At 73.2% G+C, this 19558-nt stretch carries 16 protein-coding genes; 2 read left to right on the forward strand and 14 right to left on the reverse strand.

Annotated elements, in window-relative coordinates; genetic code table 11:
- Positions 1-66 precede the first annotated feature (66 nt).
- Positions 67-1929, reverse strand: coding sequence for a dihydroxy-acid dehydratase (gene ilvD, locus ACFU9A_RS16905; protein ID WP_430576434.1), 1863 nt, complete (start codon positions 1927-1929; stop codon positions 67-69).
- A 317-nt stretch (positions 1930-2246) separates the two neighbouring features.
- Here ilvD and ACFU9A_RS16910 point away from each other — a divergent pair, with 317 nt between their 5' ends.
- Positions 2247-2828 carry a DoxX family protein gene (locus ACFU9A_RS16910; RefSeq protein WP_430576435.1) on the forward strand — a complete coding sequence of 194 codons (582 nt, stop codon included), beginning with the start codon at positions 2247-2249 and terminating at the stop codon, positions 2826-2828.
- Between the two features lie 31 nt (positions 2829-2859).
- On the opposite strand, the gene ACFU9A_RS16915 is transcribed toward ACFU9A_RS16910, so the two are convergent.
- Positions 2860-4380 carry a peptide MFS transporter gene (locus ACFU9A_RS16915; protein WP_430576436.1) on the reverse strand — a complete coding sequence of 507 codons (1521 nt, stop codon included), beginning with the start codon at positions 4378-4380 and terminating at the stop codon, positions 2860-2862.
- A 148-nt stretch (positions 4381-4528) separates the two neighbouring features.
- Between ACFU9A_RS16915 and ACFU9A_RS16920 the strand changes: the two genes are divergently transcribed.
- The gene (locus ACFU9A_RS16920) at positions 4529-5911 is read left to right on the forward strand and encodes a cryptochrome/photolyase family protein (RefSeq protein WP_430576437.1); all 1383 of its coding nucleotides are present in this window, start codon (positions 4529-4531) and stop codon (positions 5909-5911) included.
- 25 nt (positions 5912-5936) lie between these two features.
- Here ACFU9A_RS16920 and ACFU9A_RS16925 read toward each other — a convergent pair whose 3' ends face one another.
- The 12 genes from ACFU9A_RS16925 to ACFU9A_RS16980 all read right to left on the reverse strand — a co-directional run bounded on the left by ACFU9A_RS16925 (position 5937) and on the right by ACFU9A_RS16980 (position 19476).
- Positions 5937-6776, reverse strand: a complete 840-nt coding sequence (locus ACFU9A_RS16925) for a bifunctional allantoicase/(S)-ureidoglycine aminohydrolase (protein ID WP_430576485.1) — start codon at positions 6774-6776, stop codon at positions 5937-5939.
- 228 nt (positions 6777-7004) lie between these two features.
- The gene (locus ACFU9A_RS16930) at positions 7005-7592 is read right to left on the reverse strand and encodes a GNAT family N-acetyltransferase (RefSeq protein WP_430576438.1); all 588 of its coding nucleotides are present in this window, start codon (positions 7590-7592) and stop codon (positions 7005-7007) included.
- Positions 7592-9097 carry an Asp-tRNA(Asn)/Glu-tRNA(Gln) amidotransferase subunit GatB gene (gene gatB, locus ACFU9A_RS16935; RefSeq protein ID WP_430576439.1) on the reverse strand — a complete coding sequence of 502 codons (1506 nt, stop codon included), beginning with the start codon at positions 9095-9097 and terminating at the stop codon, positions 7592-7594. The genes ACFU9A_RS16930 and gatB overlap by 1 nt, the downstream gene beginning before the upstream one ends.
- A gap of 18 nt (positions 9098-9115) precedes the next feature.
- The gene (gene gatA, locus ACFU9A_RS16940; protein ID WP_430576440.1) at positions 9116-10621 is read right to left on the reverse strand and encodes an Asp-tRNA(Asn)/Glu-tRNA(Gln) amidotransferase subunit GatA; all 1506 of its coding nucleotides are present in this window, start codon (positions 10619-10621) and stop codon (positions 9116-9118) included.
- A gap of 1 nt (position 10622) precedes the next feature.
- Positions 10623-10919 carry an Asp-tRNA(Asn)/Glu-tRNA(Gln) amidotransferase subunit GatC gene (gatC, locus tag ACFU9A_RS16945; protein ID WP_380323985.1) on the reverse strand — a complete coding sequence of 99 codons (297 nt, stop codon included), beginning with the start codon at positions 10917-10919 and terminating at the stop codon, positions 10623-10625.
- Between the two features lie 146 nt (positions 10920-11065).
- Complete coding sequence (gene aceB / locus ACFU9A_RS16950; RefSeq protein WP_430576441.1) at positions 11066-12685, reverse strand: malate synthase A; 1620 nt, start codon at positions 12683-12685, stop codon at positions 11066-11068.
- A 63-nt stretch (positions 12686-12748) separates the two neighbouring features.
- The gene (gene bcp / locus ACFU9A_RS16955; protein WP_430576442.1) at positions 12749-13225 is read right to left on the reverse strand and encodes a thioredoxin-dependent thiol peroxidase; all 477 of its coding nucleotides are present in this window, start codon (positions 13223-13225) and stop codon (positions 12749-12751) included.
- Positions 13226-13286: 61 nt separating this feature from the next.
- Positions 13287-14627 (reverse strand): allantoinase AllB, encoded by a 1341-nt coding sequence (gene allB, locus ACFU9A_RS16960; RefSeq protein WP_430576443.1) that lies wholly within the window; start codon positions 14625-14627, stop codon positions 13287-13289.
- Positions 14624-15835 carry a glycerate kinase gene (locus ACFU9A_RS16965; RefSeq protein ID WP_430576444.1) on the reverse strand — a complete coding sequence of 404 codons (1212 nt, stop codon included), beginning with the start codon at positions 15833-15835 and terminating at the stop codon, positions 14624-14626. Before ACFU9A_RS16965 ends, allB begins: the two co-directional genes overlap by 4 nt.
- Before the next feature lie 74 nt (positions 15836-15909).
- Entirely contained in the window at positions 15910-17685 is a 1776-nt protein-coding gene (gene gcl, locus ACFU9A_RS16970) for a glyoxylate carboligase (protein WP_430576445.1), read from the reverse strand.
- A gap of 47 nt (positions 17686-17732) precedes the next feature.
- Positions 17733-18611 (reverse strand): 2-hydroxy-3-oxopropionate reductase, encoded by an 879-nt coding sequence (locus tag ACFU9A_RS16975; RefSeq protein WP_430576446.1) that lies wholly within the window; start codon positions 18609-18611, stop codon positions 17733-17735.
- 52 nt (positions 18612-18663) lie between these two features.
- Positions 18664-19476 carry a hydroxypyruvate isomerase family protein gene (locus ACFU9A_RS16980; protein ID WP_430576486.1) on the reverse strand — a complete coding sequence of 271 codons (813 nt, stop codon included), beginning with the start codon at positions 19474-19476 and terminating at the stop codon, positions 18664-18666.
- Between the last annotated feature and the right edge of the window lie 82 nt (positions 19477-19558).

The raw sequence follows: 19558 nt of genomic DNA on the forward strand, positions 1-19558 counted from the left end.
ACGAACGTGACGCCCGGCCAGATCGTGCAACACCGGGCGCCGGGGGCGACCCGGCGCCCGGCGACGTCAGCGGCGCGCGATAAGCGACACGTCCCGCACGGCACCCCGGTCCGCGGACGTCGCCATCGCGGCGTACGCCTGCAGGGCCGGGGACACGTAGCGGTCGCGGTTCTCCGGCTGCCACGGGTTCTCCCGGGCCTCCATCTTGGCGCGGCGCTCGGCGAGCACCTCGTCCGGCACGTTGAGGCGGATCAGCCGGGTGTCGACGTCGATCTCGATCTCGTCGCCGTCCTCGACCAGCCCGATGACGCCGCCCGCGGCCGCCTCCGGCGACACGTGGCCCACGGAGATGCCGCTCGACCCGCCCGAGAACCGGCCGTCGGTGATCAGCGCGCAGACCTTGCCCAGGCCGCGGCCCTTGATGAACGACGTCGGGTAGAGCATCTCCTGCATGCCCGGGCCGCCGGACGGGCCCTCGTAGCGCACCACCACGACGTGGCCCGGCTGGACCTGCTTGGTGAGGATCTTCTCGACCGCGTCCTCCTGCGACTCGCAGACCAGCGCGGTGCCGACGAAGTGGAAGACGTCCGGGTCGACGCCCGCCGTCTTGAACACGGCGCCGTCCTCGGCCAGGTTGCCGCGCAGCACGGCCAGCCCGCCCTCCACGGTGTACGCGTGCTCGAGGTCGCGGATGCAGCCCCCGGCCGCGTCCGTGTCGAGGCTCTCCCAGACGTTCGACGTCGAGAAGGCCTGCGTAGTGCGCACCCCGCCGGGCGCGGCGTGGAACAGCTCGACCGCCCGGTCGGTGGCCTTGCCGCCGCGCACGTCCCAGTCGTCGAGCCAGCCGCGCAGCGTGGGCGAGTGCACGGACGTCACGTCGTGGTCGAGCAGGCCGGCGCGGTCCAGCTCGCCCAGCAGGGCGGGGATGCCGCCGGCGCGGTGCACGTCCTCCATGTGGTAGTCCGGGTGGTTCGGCGCCACCTTGCTCAGGCACGGCACGCGGCGGCTGATCTGCTCGATGTCGGAGAGGTCGAAGTCGATCTCGCCCTCCTGCGCCGCGGCCAGGATGTGCAGCACCGTGTTGGTGGAGCCGCCCATCGCCACGTCGAGGGCCATCGCGTTGGAGAACGCCGCCTTGGTGGCGATCGACCGGGGCGCGGCCGAGTCGTCCTCGTCGTCGTAGTACCGCTTGGCCAGGTCGACGATGGTGCGCCCGGCCTCGAGGAAGAGCTCCTTGCGGGCGGCGTGCGTGGCCAGGGTCGAGCCGTTGCCCGGCAGCGACAGGCCCAGCGCCTCGGTGAGGCAGTTCATCGAGTTCGCGGTGAACATGCCCGAGCACGAGCCGCAGGTGGGGCAGGCGTTCTCCTCGACCTGGGCGAGCGCCTCGTCGGACACGTTGTCGTCGGCCGAGTAGTTGATCGCGTTGATGAGGTTGAGCGGGGTCTTCGCAACGCCGTCGGCGACGATCGCCTTGCCGGCCTCCATCGGCCCGCCGGACACGAAGATCACCGGGATGTTGAGGCGCAGGGCCGCGTTGAGCATGCCCGGCGTGATCTTGTCGCAGTTCGAGATGCACACGAGGGCGTCGGCGCAGTGCGCGTTGACCATGTACTCGACGGAGTCGGCGATGAGGTCGCGGCTCGGCAGCGAGTAGAGCATGCCGCCGTGGCCCATCGCGATGCCGTCGTCCACGGCGATGGTATTGAACTCCTTCGCCACGCCGCCGGCCTCCTGGATGGCGGAGGCCACGAGGTCGCCCATGTCCTTGAGGTGGACGTGCCCGGGGACGAACTGCGTGTAGGAGTTCGCGATCGCGATGATCGGTTTGCCGAAGTCGCCCGCGCCCATGCCGGTGGCGCGCCACAGCGCGCGGGCACCGGCCATGTTGCGACCGTGGGTGGACGTCCGAGAGCGCAGGGGACGGCTCATGTCAGCTCCTTCGACGAGTGGTGCCACGCCGTCACGGACGGCGCGCACGAGCACGCTACGCCCGCCGTCCCGCATCGCGGGCAATCGTCCGAACTATGGTCGTTTTGCCTGCTGAAACGCCACGAAGATCACGAAACGGTTGCGACGCCCGGGCAACCTTGGCATGTTGGGCACGGTTCGTCAGTGATCCATCCAAATTCGACGAAGACGTCGTCCGGCGGACCACATCCTCGCGCGACCGGCCCGACGGGGGGCCGGCCGCACCGGGTCACCCGACCCCAGCACCACGCAGCGCACCACGATCAGGGAGCTCACTCATGACCGCGACCGCCGCAGGCAGCAGCACGACCCGCACCACGACCTCCGCCCGCACCCGCGCCGAGGAGGACGCCGCCACGCACGTCGTCACCCGCCCGGCCGCGCGCCGCGCCCTGGCGCTGTGTCGCATCCTCCTGGCAGGCGTCTTCCTGTGGCCCGTCCTCGACAAGACGTTCGGCCTCGGCTACGCCACCCCCGCCGAGCGGGCGTGGCTGTCCGGCTCCTCCCCCACGGCCGGCTACCTCGGCTCCATCGAGAGCCCGCTCGCCGCCGGCTTCGCGGCGATGTCCGGCCCCGTCGTCGACTGGCTCTTCATGCTCGGCATGCTCGGCACGGGCCTGGCCCTGCTGCTCGGCGTCGGGCTGCGCGTCGCCGCCGTGGCCGGCGGCCTGCTCATGCTCTCCCTCTGGGCCTCCGTCTGGCCGTTCGCCGCGGGCTCGCAGAACCCCGTCGTCGACCAGCACCTGCTGTACGTGACGCTGCTCGTCACGCTGGCGCTCACCCGCGCCGGCGACACCTGGGGCCTCGGTCGCGCCTGGGCCGCCTCGCCGGTGCCGGGCAGCGCCACCTGGCTGCGCTGACCGCACGCCGGCACCCCACGGCGCCGGCGCGTCACGCGCCGGCGCTGTGGGTGCGCTCCATCTCGTCGGCGTGGCGAATGTGCCGCGTGACCCACGGCGCGAGCAGCAGCAGGATGCCCGCGAACGCGAGCGCCACGACCCCGATCCCGCCGAAGTACGCCGTGTCCGACACCCCCTCCGTCGCCTCGATCGTCTGCGCGGTGATCGCCTGGCCCGCGGCGGACGAGAGGAACCACAGCGCCATCGCCTGACCCCGGAAGGCCCGGGGCGCCAGCAGCGTCGTGGCCGCGATGCCGACCGGCGACAGGCACAGCTCGCCGAGCGTCTGGATGACGTACACACCGCCGAGCACCCACGGCGGTGCCAGCTCGCCCGCGAACACCTCGGACATCCAGGCGAGGAACAGGAACGACAGCGCCGCGAGCGTGAGCCCCATGACGAACTTGTAGGCCGTGGGCGGCCGGTCGCCCGTCCTCGTCCAGAGCCACGCGAACACGGGCGCCAGGATGATGATCGACGCCGGGTTGATCGACTGGAAGAACGCCGGCGACAGCTCGATGCCGAACAGCATCAGGTCGGTGCGGTCCGCGGCGAACTGCGTCAGCGTCGTCGCCGCCTGCTCGAAGATCATCCAGAAGAGCATCGCCGCGATGAACAGCGGCACGTAGGCGACCACCCGGGGGCGCTCGGCGTCCGTCACCCGCTTCGACCGGTACATGACGGTCAGCAGCACGACCGGCGTCGCCAGCGCGAGGTAGGACACCGCGTCGATGAAGGTGCCGGTGCCCCACCCGCCGGCCATCAGCACGGCCAGGAGGGTCGCGACCACGATGGCGCCCACCACGATCAGGCCGAGGCGGACCACCGCGGGCCGGTCCGCCGGCGTGATCCGGTTCGGCACGTCCGTGCCGGCCTTGCCGAGGTACTTGTAGCCGGCGACGAAGAAGACCAGCGCGATGCCCATGCCGATCGCGGCGACGGAGAAGCCCGCGTGGTAGCCCCACTGGCGCTGCACGAAGCCGACGATGAACGGCGAGAAGAACGACCCCAGGTTGATCCCCATGTAGAAGATCGAGAAGGCCGGGTCACGACGCGGGTCGTCGCGGGAGTACAGCTCGCCGACCATCGAGGACACGTTCGGCTTGAGCAGCCCGGTGCCGAAGGCGACCAGGCCGATGCCGAGCATCGAGAAGGCGTAGGTCGGCACGGTGAGGGACACGTGCCCTGCGGCGATGATGATGCCGCCGTAGAGGACGGACCGGCGCGCCCCGATCACGCGGTCGGCCAGCCAGCCGCCGACCACGGACAGCAGGTAGACGGACGTGCCGTAGATGGAGACGAACGCGGCGCCGGTCGTCGCGTCCATCCCGAGGCCGCCGTTGGCCACGGTGTCCGTGAGGTAGAGCAGCAGGATGGCGCGCATCCCGTAGTAGCTGAACCGCTCCCACGCCTCCGTGGTGGCGAGCGTCATCAGCCCGCGCGGGTGGCCGAAGAAGGCGCGGTCCCCCTCGTGCTCCGGGTGCGGCGCCGCCGTCGGCGCCTGATCGGTCATGGAGTCGACTCTGACACCGGGACCGGCGACCTGCGACCGGTGACCGGGCTTCCACCCGCACCTCCGCCGCGGTCGGGACCCGGTCGAGGTCGGGTGGGGGTCGGGTGGGGATCCGGTCGGGAGCCGGGCGGGCACGTACGGTGGGCGGATGCCGACGACGAGCGTGCTCTGGTTCCGCCGCGACCTGCGCCTCGCCGACAACCCCGCTCTCGTGGCCGCCGTCGAGGCGGCCCGCGCCGGCGGCGGCGAGGTCGTGGGGCTCTACGTCCTGGACGACGCGCTGTGGGCGGCGGCGGGGTCGAACCGCCTGGCGTACCTGGTCGCCTCCCTCCGCGCCCTCGACGCCACCTGCGACGGCCGGCTGGTGCTCCGCCGCGGCGACCCTCGCGACGTCGTGCCGGGCGTCGCCGGGAGCGTGGGCGCCGCCGAGGTGCACGTGGCCGCGAGCCACGAGCCGTACGGCCGGCGCCGGGACGAGGCCGTGGAGGCCGCGCTGGCCGGGGCCGGCGCCCGCCTGGTCCGCACGGGTTCCGCGTACGCGGTCTCGCCGGGCCGGCTGCGCACCGGCGCGGGCACGCCCTACCAGGTGTTCACCCCGTTCCGCGGCGCGTGGCTGGAGCACGGCTGGCGGGCGCCGGCGCCGCGACCGCGCGAGATCCCCTGGGCGTCGCTGCGCACGGACGACCTGCCCGACGCCGCACCGACCGCCGAGCACCTGCCCCGCGCCGGCGAGGACGCCGCCCGGCGCCGGTGGCACACGTTCCTGCGCGACGGCCTCGCGACCTACGGGACGGACCGGGACCGGCCGGACCGCGCGGGCACGTCCGCGATGTCCGTGCACCTGCGCTGGGGGGAGGTCCACCCGCGGACGCTGCTGGCCGACCTCGGCGAGGCGCAGGCCGGCGGGGCGCCCGCGGACGACGTCGCGACGTTCCGCTCCGAGCTGGCGTGGCGCGAGTTCCACGCGGACGTGCTGCACCACCGTCCGGACGCGCGCGCCCGCCCGCTGCGCGCCGTCGTGCCGGACGACTCCTGGGCGACGGGTGCCGCCGGCGACAGCGCCTTCGAGGCCTGGGCCGCGGGGCGCACCGGGTACCCGCTCGTGGACGCCGGGATGCGCGAGCTCCTCGCGACCGGGTGGATGCACAACCGGGTGCGGATGGTGGTCGCGTCGTTCCTCGTCAAGGACCTGCACGTGCGCTGGCAGCGCGGGGCGGCACACTTCATGGCCCACCTGGTGGACGGCGACGTGTCGCAGAACCAGCTCAACTGGCAGTGGGTGGCGGGCACCGGGCACGACGCGGCCCCGTACTTCCGCGTCTTCAACCCGGTGACCCAGGGGAAGAAGTTCGACCCGGACGGCGACTACGTGCGCCGCTGGGTGCCCGAGCTGCGAGACGTCCCCGGCCGCGGCGTGCACGAGCCGTGGAAGCTGCCCGCGCCGCCGGAGGCCTATCCGGCCCCGGTCGTCGACCACGCGCACGAGCGGCGCGTCGCGCTCGACGACTTCGAGCGCGCGCGCCGCCGGTGACGTGTCGTCGGCCTGACCCCGACGGTCAGCGCCGGTCCAGCCGCACCTGCCGGTTCACGTCCTTGTAGAGCAGGTAGCGGAAGGGCTTGGGGCCGCCGGCGTAGCAGGCCTGCGGGCAGAAGGCGCGCAGCCACATGAAGTCGCCCTCCTGCACCTCGACCCAGTCGCCGTTGAGGCGGTAGACCGCCTTGCCCTCGAGCACGTACAGGCCGTGCTCCATGATGTGGGTCTCCGCGAACGGGATGGAGCCGCCGGGCTGGAACGTCACGATGTTGACGTGCATGTCGTGCGCGAGGTCGTCGGGGTCGACGAACCGGGTCGTGGCCCAGGCGCCGTCGGTGTCGGGCATGGGGCGGGGCTCGACGTCCTGCTCGCGGGTGACGAAGGTCTTGGCCTCGTAGCCGTCGACACGCTCGTAGACCTTGCGGACCCACTGGAACGCGGCCTTGGCGTCCGAGCGGTTGTGCAGCGCCCAGGCGTCGCCGGCCGCGAGGTAGGCGTAGCCGCCCGGCTCGAGGACGTGCTCGGCGCCGCCGACGGTGAGCACCAGGGTGCCCTCGGTGACGAAGACGACCGACTGCACGGTCTCCTCGACCTCGCCGCGGTCGGTGCCGCCGCCCGGGGAGACCTCGACGACGTACTGCGCGAACGTGGTCGCGAAGCCCTCGACGGGGCGAGCGAGCACCCACAGCCGCGTCTTGTCCCAGCCCGGCAGGTTGGAGGTGACGATGTCGCGGAGCACGCCGCGCGGGATGACGGTGTACGCCTCGGTGACGATCGCCCGGTCGGTCAGCAGCTCCTCCTGCCCGGGCAGCCCGCCCTGCGGGGTGTAGTAGCGGGTGGTCTGCGGCCCTGGCTGTGTCATCGTCACGCTCTCCTCGCTCGTGGTCCTGGCGACTGAACCCCGGTTCTTTCGTTCAGTGGAATTCAGATTCTGCTCTGTGAGATTAGTGCGGGCGCGTCCCGGCGGTCAAGCGACCTCCCCATCCTCGCCGCGCCGACGGCGACAGACGACCGCGACCGCCCCGGACACGACGACGCCGGCACCCGCGGGGTCGCGGGTGCCGGCGTCGTCGTGCGTGGGGCGGGGCGCTTAGTCCGTGCCGGCCCCCGCGCGGAACTCGTCCTCGAGGATGCCCATGACGATGGCGTCCGCCCAGCCCTGCCCGTCGCGGAAGGCGTCGCGCAGGCGACCCTCCTCGCGGAAGCCGAGCGAGTCGTACAGGGCGCGCGCCCGGGGGTTGATGCTCGTCACGGCGAGGCTCACCCGGTGCAGGCCCAGGCCGGCGCCCGCGCGGTCGAACGCGAACCGCAGCACCTCGCCGATGGCCTCGCGCCCGTACCCGCGGCCGCGGTAGTCGGGCATCATCCGCAGGCGCAGGTTGGCCGACATCAGCTGCAGGTCCACCTGGTCCAGCGAGATCTCGCCCAGGAGGTCGTCGCTGACGAGCTCCCCGTCCCGCACGGCCGCCGACGTGACCGCCCAGTCGTACCGCCCGGGCAGGTCCGCCGCGTCCGCCGCCCACGAGCCCACCTCGGCGCGGGACGAGGCACCGCTGGTGCCCATCCCCGAGAGCCGGCCGTTGTCGGGGTCGCGCAGCGACGCCCACAGGCGGTCGGCGTCCCCGGCCTCGAGCGCGCGCAGGCGCACGAGCTCCCCGTGCAGGACGGGCGAGCGCATCAGCCGATCCTCTCCAGCACCAGCTCGCGCACGCGCTTGGCGTCCGCCTGCCCCTTGGTGGCCTTCATGACGGACCCGATGATGGCGCCGACCGGGCCCTGGTTGCCGCCGCGGACCTTCTCCACGATGTCCGGCTGGGCCGCGAGCGCCGCGTCGATCGCCTCGAGCAGCGGGCCGTCGTCGGAGACGACCTCCAGGCCGCGGGCCACGACGACCGCCTCCGGGTCGCCCTCGCCGGCGAGCACGCCGTCGAGCACCTGCCGGGCGATCTTGTCGTTGATCCGGCCGGAGTCGACGAGCTGCTGGAGCTCGCCGATCTGCGCGGGCGTGATCGCGAGCTCGGCGAGCTCGACCTCGTCCTGCTTGGCGCGGCGGGCCAGCTCGCCCATCCACCACTTGCGCGCGGCGGCCGGGCTCGCGCCCGCGGCCACCGTGGCCTCGACGAGGTCGAGCGCGCCCGCGTTCACGACGTCGCGCATCTCGGCGTCCGCGAAGCCCCACTCGTCGTGCAGGCGGCGGCGCCGGGCCTGCGGCAGCTCGGGCAGGGTGGCGCGGATCTCCTCGACCCACTCGCGCGAGGGGGCGACCGGCACGAGGTCCGGCTCCGGGAAGTACCGGTAGTCCTCGGCGTCGGACTTCACGCGGCCGGGCGACGTCGAGCCGTCCTCCTCGTGGAAGTGGCGCGTCTCCTGGATCACGGTCTGCCCCGCGTCGAGGAGCGCGGCCTGCCGCGAGACCTCGTAGCGCACGGCCCGCTCGACCGACCGGAAGGAGTTGACGTTCTTCGTCTCGGTGCGCGTGCCGAGGGGCGACTCGGGCGTCGGGCGCAGCGAGAGGTTGACGTCGGCGCGCACGTTGCCGCGCTCCATGCGGGCCTCGGAGACGCCCAGCACCCGGAAGATGTCGCGCAGCGCCTGCACGTAGGCGCGGGCCACCTCGGGCGCCCGCTCCCCCGCGCCGGTGATCGGCTTGGTGACGATCTCCACCAGCGGGACGCCGGCGCGGTTGTAGTCGACCAGCGAGTACTCGGCGCCGTGGATGCGGCCCGCGGACCCACCGACGTGCGTGTTCTTGCCGGCGTCCTCCTCCATGTGCGCGCGCTCGATCTCGACGCGGTGCACCGTGCCGTCCTCGAGCTCCACGTCGAGCCAGCCCTCGAAGGCGATCGGCTCGTCGTACTGCGACGTCTGGAAGTTCTTCGGCACGTCCGGGTAGAAGTAGTTCTTCCGGGCGAAGCGGCAGGTCTCCGCGATCTGGCAGTTGAGCGCCAGGCCGATGCGGATCGCGTACTCGACGGCGGTCCCGTTGACGACGGGCAACGCGCCCGGCAGGCCGAGCGAGACCGGCGTGGTCTGCGTGTTCGGCTCCGCGCCGAACGACTGCTCCGCCGCGCAGAACATCTTGGTGCGGGTGCCGAGCTCGACGTGCACCTCGATGCCGAGCACCGGGTCGTAGCGGCGCACAGCGTCGTCGTAGGCGACGAGAGCAGGGGTCGTGGTGGTCACAGCGATGATCTCCGTTCGTCAGCCCAGCTGGGGTGCGCGCGACAGCAGCGGGGCGCCCCAGGTGGACTCGAGGGCCGACTCGAGCGCGGCGCCGACACGGTAGAGGCGGTCGTCCGCCTTCGCCGGCGCGAGGATCTGGAACCCGACGGGCAGGCCGTCGTCGGACAGGCCGTTGGGCACCGAGATGCCCGGCACGCCCGCGAGGTTGGCCGGGATGGTCGCGACGTCGTTGAGGTACATCGCGAGCGGGTCGTCCAGCTTCTCCCCCAGCGGGAACGCCGTGGTGGGCGCCGTGGGCGAGACCAGCACGTCGGCCTGCGCGAACGCCGCGGCGAAGTCGCGCTGGATGAGGGTGCGGACCTTCTGCGCGCTGCCGTAGTAGGCGTCGTAGTAGCCGGCCGAGAGGGCGTAGGTGCCGAGCACGACGCGGCGCTTGACCTCGTCGCCGAAGCCGGCGCCGCGGGTGGCCGCCATGACGCGCTCGGCGGTGATCGGCCCGTCGGTGGGCTCGACGCGCAGGCCGAAGCGCATGCCGTCGAACTTCGCGAGGTTGCTCGACGCCTCCGCCGGCATGATCAGGTAGTACGCGGCGAGCGCGTAGTCGAAGCTCGGGCAGGAGACCTCGACGACCTCGGCACCGGCCTGGGTCAGCAGCTCGAGCGACTCGTGGAACCGGGCCAGCACGCCCGGCTGGTAGCCCTCGCCCTGCAGCTGCGTCACGACACCCACGCGCAGGCCGGACAGGTCGCCCAGCGCGCCGGCGCGGGCGGCCTCGACCAGCGGCGGCAGCGCCTCGGGGATGGACGTGGAGTCGCGGGGGTCGTGCCCGCCGATGAGCTCGTGCAGCAGCGCGGAGTCCAGGACCGTGCGGGTCACGGGCCCGGCCTGGTCCAGCGACGACGCCATCGCGATGAGGCCGTAGCGGGAGACCCCGCCGTAGGTCGGCTTCACGCCGACGGTGCCCGTGACGGCGCCCGGCTGGCGGATCGAGCCGCCGGTGTCGGTGCCGATCGCGAGCGGCGCCTCGAAGGCGGCCACGGCGGCCGCCGAGCCGCCGCCCGAGCCGCCCGGGATGCGGTCGAGGTCCCACGGGTTGTGGGTGTTGCCGAACGCGGAGTGCTCCGTGGAGGAGCCCATCGCGAACTCGTCCATGTTCGTCTTGCCGAGGATCGGCAGGCCCGCGGCCCGGATCTTCTCGACGAGCGTCGCGTCGTAGGGCGGGATCCAGCCCTCGAGGATCTTGGAGCCGGCGGTCGAGGGCATGCCCTTCGTCACGACGACGTCCTTGACGGCGATCGGCACGCCGGCCAGCGGGTGCAGCTCCTCGCCGGCGGCGCGGCGGGCGTCGACGTCGGCGGCCGTGGCCAGCGCGTCCTCGTCGCTCACGTGCAGGAACGCGTGCACGTCGCCGTCGACCGCCGCGATGCGGTCCAGGTGCGCGCGCGTGACCTCGACGCTCGAGGCCTCCTTGCGGGCCAGGGCGTCGGCGAGCTCCGCCGCGCTGAGGCGGGTCAGGTCCGTCATCTCACTCCTCCCCGAGGATCTGCGGCACGGCGAAGCGCCCGTCCTGGGCGTCCGGCGCGGCGGCCAGCACGTCCGCCACGGGCAGCGCGGGCTGCGGCACGTCCTCGCGGAACACGTTGGTCATGGGCAGCGGGTGGCTCGTCGCGGGCACGTCGGGGGTGGCGACCTCGTTCACGCGGGCGATCGAGTCGACGATGACGTCGAGCTCGCCGGCGAGCCGGTCGACCTCGTCGTCGCGCAGGTCGATCCGGGCCAGGGCGGCGACGCGCGCGACCTCGTCTCGGGAGATGGTGGACATGGCCGCCAGTCTAGTGGTCGGCACGTGTCCGGGACGTTGTCCCCGCATGACGAAACGGCCGGGACCATGTCACACGGACCATGGTCCCGGCCGTCACGCACCGGCGGTGCTCGGCGCCCCCGTCGCAGCCGAGCGTGCCGGGTTCCTCAGTCCATCCGCTCGTAGGCGGCCGTCGTGAGGAAGTCGATGTACTCGTCGGCGACGGCGACCTCCATGAAGGTGGTCCGCGCCTCGTCGTAGTCGGCGGCGTCGCCCGGGAGCTTCGCCACCTCCTCCTCGACGACGCGGTCGACCAGCTCGCGGGTCACCTTCTCGCCCGAGTCGGCGAGGACGACCCCGTTGTGCAGCCACTGCCACACCTGCGACCGGGAGATCTCCGCGGTCGCGGCGTCCTCCATGAGGCCGAAGATGGCGACGGCCCCGAGGCCGCCGAGCCAGGCGCGCAGGTACTGGATGCCCACGGACACGTTGTTACGCAGGCCCGCCTCGGTGACCGTGCCCGGCGTCCTGTCCACGGACAGCAGGTCCGCGGCGGTCACGTGCACGTCGTCGCGGGTGCGGTCGATCTGGTTCGGCCGCTCCCCCAGCACCTCGGTGAAGACCTCCTTGCACGTGGCGACCATGCCCGGGTGCGCCACCCAGGAGCCGTCGAAGCCGTCGCCGGCCTCGCGGGCCTTGTCCGCGCGGACCTTCGCGTACGCCTGCGCGTTGGCCTCGGCGTCCTTGCTCGGGATGAACGCGGCCATGCCGCCGATCGCGTGCGCGCCGCGCTTGTGACAGGTCGCCACGAGCAGCTCGGTGTACGCCCGCATGAACGGCACCGTCATCGTGATCTGGTTGCGGTCCGGCAGCAGGAACTCCTCGCCGCGGGTCCGGAAGTTCTTCACCACCGAGAACAGGTAGTCCCAGCGGCCCGCGTTGAGGCCGGCCGAGTGGTCGCGCAGCTCGTAGAGGATCTCCTCCATCTCGAACGCGGCCGGGATGGTCTCGATGAGCACCGTGGCGCGGATGGTGCCGCGCGGGATGCCGAGGGCGTCCTGCGCGATGACGAACGCCTCGTTCCACAGGCGCGCCTCGAGGTGCGACTCCATCTTCGGCAGGTAGAAGTACGGCCCGAGGCCCTTCTCGATCTGCCGCAGGCCCGCCGTCGCGACGTAGAGCGCGAAGTCCACGAGCCCGCCGGACGTCTGCTCGCCGTCGACGAGGACGTGCTTCTCGTTCATGTGCCACCCGCGGGGGCGCACGATGATGGTCGCGAGCTCCTCGTCGGGCGCCAGGGCGTAGGACTTGCCCGCCTCGTTGGTGAAGTCGATCCGGCGCTCGATCGCGTCGAGCAGGTTGAGCTGGCCGCCCACCACGCTGCGCCACTGCGGCGTGTTGGCGTCCTCCTGGTCCGCGAGCCACGTCTTCGCGCCCGAGTTGAGCGCGTTGACCGTCATCTTGCGGTCGGTCGGGCCGGTGATCTCGACGCGGCGGTCGACCAGGCCGGGGGCCGGGGCCGCGACCTTCCAGGAGTCGTCGGCACGGATGTGCGCCGTCTGGGGCAGGAAGTCGAGCGTGCCCCCGTCGGCGAGCGACCTGCGGCGGCGGGCCCGCGCGTCGAGCAGCTCGAGGCGGCGGGCGCCGAGCTGCCGGTGCAGGGTCGCGATGAGGTCGAGCGCGGCCGGGGTGAGCACCTCGTTGTCGCGCTCACCGATCTCGGCGGTGATGGTCAGGCCGTCGGGGAGCTCCACGACAGTCCCTCCTTGTTCTGCGGAACGTTGCATGGTGAAAGTCTGATTACGCCTAGCGGAATCGCCTGAGGTGAACCCTAGCGGGTCCAGCCTGGCTCAGGCACCCACGAGCCGCGCGCGCAGCGCGGCCACGTGGCCCGTCGCCTCGACGTCGTACTCCGCGCTGCGGAGCGTGCCGTCCGGGTCGACGACGAACGTGCAGCGGTGCACCCCGTCGAACGTCCGGCCGCCGATCGTCTTTGGCCCCCACGTGCCGTAGGCGTCGGCCACCGCGTGGTCCGCGTCGCTCAGCAGGGGGAACGTCAGGCGCTCCGACTCCACGAAGGCGCGGATGTCCTCGACGGGGTCCGCGGAGACCCCGACGACGGCGTACCCGGCCCCGGCGAGCGACGCGAGGTTGTCGCGGAAGTCGCAGGCCTCGGTGGTGCACCCGGGGGTGCCCGCCTTCGGGTAGAAGTACACGACCACGCCCTTGTCCGCCCCGGCGCGCACGTCCGCGAGGGACACGGCGGCGCCGGCGGCGTCGGTCAGGGTGAAGTCGGGGGCGGTGTCGCCCGGCTGGAGTCGCGTCATCGCGGGGTGTCCTGTTCGTTCTCGGTGTGACGGGGGAACGGTGGCGGGCCGTGACCCGGGGTCAGGCCTCGCCGCGGCGCAGCAGGGTGCCGGCGGGCTCGTCGCCCACGTCGCGCCCCCGCAGCAGGGTGCGCCGCACCACGCCCGTGAGGTCGCGGCCGGCGTACGGCGTGACCGGGTTCTTGTGGTGCAGGCGGGTCGGGTCGACGACGAACGTCGCGTCGGGGGCGAAGACCGCGAGGTCCGCGTCCTTGCCGACGGCGATGCCGCCCTTGCGCTCCAGGCCGACCAGCGCGGCCGGTCCGGCGGACATCCACCCGACGACCTGGGCGAGCGGGACGCCGCGGCGGCGCGCCTCGGTCCACACGACGGCGAGACCGAGCTGGAGCGACGCGACGCCGCCCCACGCCTCGGCGAAGTCGCCGGAGGCCGGCTGCTTGAGCTCGGCCGTGGCCGGCGAGTGGTCCGTGACGACGATGTCGATCAGGCCGTCGCGCAGGCCCTGCCAGAGGCGGTCCTGGTTGTCCTGCTCGCGGATCGGCGGGCAGCACTTGTACGCCGTCGCGCCGTCCGGCACGTGGTCGGCGTCCAGCGACAGGTAGTGCGGGCAGGTCTCGACCGTCAGCCGGACGCCCTCGGCGCGCGCGGCGGCGATCATCGGCAGGGAGTCGGCGTCCGACAGGTGCAGCACGTGCGCGCGGCCGCCCGTGGTGCGCGCCGCGTCGATGAGCGCGGCGATGGCCGTCGACTCCGCCTTCGCGGGGCGCGACGCGAGGAAGTCCTTGTAGGCCCGGCCGGGCTCCTGGGGGGCGTCCTCGAGCGTGCCCGGGTCCTCCGCGTGCACGATCAGCAGTCCGCCGAACGCGGTCAGCTCGGCCAGGTCGGTGCGCAGCTCGTCGGTCTCGAGGTGCCCGAACTCGGGCACCCCCGAGTCCGCGAGGAAGCACTTGAAGCCGAACACGCCCGCGTCGTGCAGGGGCCGCAGGTCGGCCGTGTTGCCGGGCACCGCGCCGCCCCAGAACCCGACGTCGACGAACGCCTGGTCCACCGCGCGCTGCTTCTTGACCTCCAGGTTCGCGACCGAGGTCGTGGGCGGCAGCGAGTTGAGCGGCATGTCGACGATGGTCGTGACGCCGCCGGCGGCCGCGGCGCGGGTGGCGGTGGCGAAGCCCTCCCACTCGGTGCGACCGGGCTCGTTGACGTGCACGTGCGAGTCCACCAGGCCGGGCAGCAGCACCTCGTCCTCGGCGAGCTCGAGCACCTCGGCGCCGGCGAGCCCGGTGCCCAGCGGGACGACCGCCGCGATCCGGCCGTCGGTGACGCCGACCTCGACGGCACGTTCGCCGTCGGGGGTCAGCGCGCGGGCGGCGCGGACGACGAGGTCGTGGGTGGCGGTGCTCATGCGTTCTCCATCGGGGTCGTCACGGTGTCCGTCGCGGCAGGCACCGGGAGGTGGTCGGCGAACCGCGCGGCGAGGGTCTCGAGCAGCGGGCCCGCCTCGGCGATGCAGCGGGCGACGTCCGGCTCGACGTCGGTGAGGGCGTGCACGGCGCGGAGACCGGCGGCGGCGGCGCTCTCGGGGCTCAGGGTGGTGCGACCGCACACGGCGACCGTGGGGACGCCGGCCGCGGCGGCCGCGGCGGCGACGCCCACCGGCGTCTTGCCGTGCAGGGACTGCCCGTCGAGGCTGCCCTCGCCGGTGACGACGAGGTCCACCCCGGCGAGGCGGTCGGCGAAGCCCGTGAGGGCGAGCACCTCGTCGACGCCGGGGCGCCGCTCGGCGCCGAGCAGCAGGCAGGCGAAGCCGACGCCGCCGGCCGCGCCCGCGCCGGGTGCCGCGGCGTACCCGCGGGCGCCGGTGACGCCGACGGTCGCCAGGACGTCCACCCAGGTGGCCAGCCCCAGCTCCAGCTCGGCGAGCGTGCCCTGGTCGGCGCCCTTCTGCGGCCCGTACACGGCGGCCGCGCCGTGGTCGCCCAGGAGCGGGTTGTCCACGTCGCTCGCCAGCACGATCTCCGTGTCCGCGAGGGCGGGGTGCAGACCCGAGAGGTCGACGTCGACCAGCCCGTGCAGGTGGCCGCCGCCGTCCGCGAGGTCGCCTGCCGGGCCCGACAGCCGCGCGCCGAGCGCGGCGAGCATGCCGGACCCGCCGTCCGTACTGGCGGAGCCTCCGACGCCGATGACGATCTCGCGCGCCCCGGCGTCGAGGGCGTGCGCGATCACCTCGCCGAGGCCGCGGGAGGTGGCGGCCAGCGCCGTGGCCGCCGTCGGGCGCACCATCGCGAGCCCGGTGACCGCGGCCATCTCGATCACCGCCGTGCCGCCGCGGCGGGCATACCGGGTCGCCACCGGCTCCCCGAGGGGGCCGGTCGCAACCACGTCCACCGCGGTGTGGCCGGCGGCGAGGGCGGCCTCGAGGGTGCCCTCGCCGCCGTCGGCCACGGGGAGCTCGTCGACGACGACGCCGGGCACCGCCCGGCGCAGGCCGGCCGCCAGGTGGGCGGCGACCTCGCCCGCGGACAGCGAGCCCTTGAACTTGTCGGGGGCGAGGAGCACGCGCGGCGCGCCCCCCGGCGCGGTCCGCGCCGCCGGGGCCGTGGTCGTCGTCACCGTCGCTCCCCCTCCCCGTCCGTCGCTGCCCGTCGTCGTCATCGTCTCTCCCGTCGCCGTCGTCGGGGTACTGCTCAGTCCAGCAGCGCGATGGCCGTGGGCGAGTCCTCGGCCGAGATGGCCAGGTCCTCGAACTCGTTCACGCCGTTGAGCTCGGCGCCCATCGCGATGTTGGTGACGCGCTCGAGGATGACCTCGACCACCACGGGCACCTGGAACTCGGCCGTCATGGCCTGCGCCTTGGCGAACGCCGCGGCCAGGTCCTCCGGGTCCTTGACCCGGATCGCCTTGCAGCCCAGGGCCTCGGCGACCTTGACGTGGTCCACGCCGTAACCCTCGGTCTCCGCCGAGTTGATGTTGTCGAACGCGAGGGAGACGTGGAAGTCCATGTCGAACGCGCGCTGCGACTGCCGGATCAGGCCGAGGTAGGCGTTGTTCACCACCACGTGCACGTAGGGCAGGTGGTGCTGCGCGCCCACGGCGAGCTCCTCCAGCATGAACTGGAAGTCGTAGTCGCCGGAGAGCGCCACCACGTTGCCCTCGGGCAGCGCGCGGGACACGCCGAGCGCGGCCGGGCCGGTCCAGCCCAGCGGGCCCGCCTGGCCGGCGTTGATCCAGTGCCGCGGGTTGTAGGTGTGCAGCAGCTGGGCGCCGGCGATCTGCGACAGGCCGATCGTGGTGACGTAGACCGTGTCGCGGCCGAAGGCCTTGTTCATCTCCTCGTACACGCGCTGCGGCTTGATCGGCACCTCGGTGAAGTGCGTCTTGCGCTGCAGCGTCCCCTTGCGCTCCTGCGCGGACGCGGCCCAGGCGGAGTAGTCCTTGACCTGTCCGGCGGCCTTGCGCTCCGCGGCCACCTCGAGCGCGGTGCGCAGGAAGGCGCCCGCGTCCGAGACCACGCCGTAGTCGGGCGCGAACACGCGGCCGATCTGCGTGGGCTCGATGTCGACGTGCACGAAGGTGCGCCCCTCGGTGTACGTCTTCAGGCCGCCGGTGTGGCGGTTGGCCCACCGGTTGCCGACGCCGATCACGAAGTCCGACTCCAGGAAGGTCGCGTTGCCGTAGCGGTGCGACGTCTGGATGCCGACCATGCCCGCGGTCAGCGGGTGGTCGTCGGGGATCGCGCCCCAGCCCATGAGGGTCGGCACGACCGGCACGCCGAGGGTCTCGGCGAGCTCGACCAGCTCGGCCTCCGCGCCCGCGTTGATGATGCCGCCGCCGGCGACGATCAGCGGGCGCTCGGCGGCGAGCAGCATGTCCAGGGCCTTGGCGACCTGCGCGCGCGTGGCCTCGGGCCGCTCCACGGGCAGCGGTTCGTAGGTCTCCGGGTCGAACTCGATCTCCGTCATCTGCACGTCGATCGGGAGGTCGATGAGCACCGGGCCGGGGCGGCCGGAGCGCATGAGCTGGAACGCCCGCTGGAAGACGCCCGGCACCTGCGACGCCTCGAGGACCGTCTTCGCCAGCTTGGTGACCGGCGCGGCGATCGACGCGATGTCGACGGCCTGGAAGTCCTCCTTGTCGAGCTTGGCCACCGGGGCCTGGCCCGTGATGCACAGCATCGGGATCGAGTCGGCCCACGCGGCGTAGAGGCCGGTGATCATGTCGGTGCCCGCGGGGCCCGACGTGCCGATGCAGATGCCGATGTTGCCGCGCTCGGCGCGCGAGTAGCCGTCGGCCATGTGCGACGCGCCCTCGACGTGCCGGGCGAGCACGTGGTGGATGCCGCCGTGCTGCCGCATGGCGTCGTAGAACGGGTTGATGGCGGCGCCGGGGAGGCCGAAGGCCTCGGTGGCACCCTCCTTCGCCAGGATGGCGACCGCGGCGTCGGCCGCGCGCATGCGGGGCATGGTGCTCTCCTTCGAGTCTTCTGGGATGTCGGGGACGGGCGCGACGGTCAGTCGCGACCCGAGAGGCGCGCGATCGCGTTGAACAGGCCGGAGTGGTCCAGCGACCCGTCGCCCTCGGCGCGGGCCGCGGCCATGAGCTGCGCGACGACGGCGCCGACGGGGGCGACGACGCCCTGCTCGCGCGCGGCGGTCGTGAAGATGCCCAGGTCCTTGTGGTGCAGGTCGATGCGGAAGCCGGGGGCGAACTCGCGACCCAGCATCTTCTGCGCCTTCTGGTTCAGCACGGCCGACCCGGCGAGGCCGCCGCCGAGGACCTTGACGGCCGCCTCGGTGTCGACGCCGAATGCCTCGAGGAAGACCACTGCCTCGGCGAGCAGCGCGATGTTCCCGGCGACGATGAGCTGGTTCGCGGCCTTGACCGTCTGGCCCGAGCCCGACGGGCCCACGTGCACGACCGTCTTGCCGACGGCGTCGAACACCTCGGACGCGGCGGCGAAGTCCTCGGCGGAGCCGCCGACCATGATCGACAGCGCGGCGTTCACGGCGCCCGCCTCGCCGCCGGAGACCGGCGCGTCGAGGTAGCGGAAGCCGGCGGCCTTCGCCTGGTCGGCGAGCGCGATCGTCACGTCGGGGCGGATCGACGAGAAGTCGATGATCAGCGTGCCCGGCTGCGCGTTCGCGAGGACGCCGTCGTCACCGGTGAGCACGCCCTCGACGTCCGGGGAGTCCGGCACCATGACCGCGACGACGTCCGCCGCCTTGACGGCCTCGGCCACCGACGAGGCGGCGGTGCCGCCGGCCTCGACGAGGGGCTGCGCCTTCGCGGCGGTGCGGTTGTAGCCGACGACGGAGTGCCCGGCGTCCTGGAGGTGGACGGCCATCGGGCTGCCCATGATGCCGAGGCCGATGAAGGCGATGGTGCTCATGATCGGTGTCTCTCTTTCGGGTGCGGGGTGGCTGCTGCGGTCGGGGGCGCCGTCAGGCGGCGGTGCCCTGGCCGCGCTCCTCGCGCGGGAGCCAGGCGAACGGGTCGGCGTCGGCCGTCTTGTACTCGAGGCCGACGGGCCCGGCGTAGCCGGCGGAGCGCAGGTCGCCGATCCAGCGCCGGATCGGCAGGTCCCCGCTGCCCGGGGCGCCGCGGCCGGGGGCGTCGGCGACCTGGACGTGGGCGATGCGGTCGCCGTAGGTCTTGAGGTCGAGGTCGACGTCCGAGCCGTTGACCGACAGGTGGTAGACGTCGAAGAGCAGCCCGAGGTTGGTGGCGCCGTGCTCGTCGCGGACGCGGTCCAGGACGGCGACGACGTCGGCCGACGACGTCAGCGGGTAGGCGGGGGCGCCGGAGACCGGCTCCAGCAGCACCGTGCCGCCGATGCGCTCGACGGCCTTCGCCGCCAGCGCGAGGTTCTCGGCGCCGAGCCCGTCCTGGGCCGCGGGGTCCGCGCCGTCGACGCGGTTGCCGTAGAGCGCGTTGAACGCGCGGCAGCCGGTGCGCTCGCCGATGGCGGCGACGACGTCGAGGTTGGCACGCAGGTCGGCCGAGCGCTCCGGCCAGGAGACCAGGCCGCGGTCGCCGCCGGGCATGTTGCCGGCGTCGAAGTTGAGGCCCGTCAGCTGCACGCCGGCGTCGGCCAGCGCGCCGACGAACGCGTCGATCTCGTCCGCCGCGGGCGTCGGGGTGGCGAAGGGCCACCAGAACTCGACGCCGTCGAAGCCGGCCGCCCTGGCGGCCGCCGGACGCTCCAGGAGCGGCAGGTCCGTAAGGAGGATCGAGCAGTTCACGGTGTAGGGGATCTGGTCCGTCATCGCTGACTCGCTTTCGCCAGATGGAAGAATGGTTCCTTGTTGTGAAAACGCTACGCCGCGCCGGCAGGAA

The sequence above is a fragment of the Isoptericola sp. NPDC057653 genome (genome assembly GCF_042799955.1).
In the GTDB taxonomy this organism is placed as follows: Bacteria; Actinomycetota; Actinomycetes; order Actinomycetales; family Cellulomonadaceae; genus Isoptericola.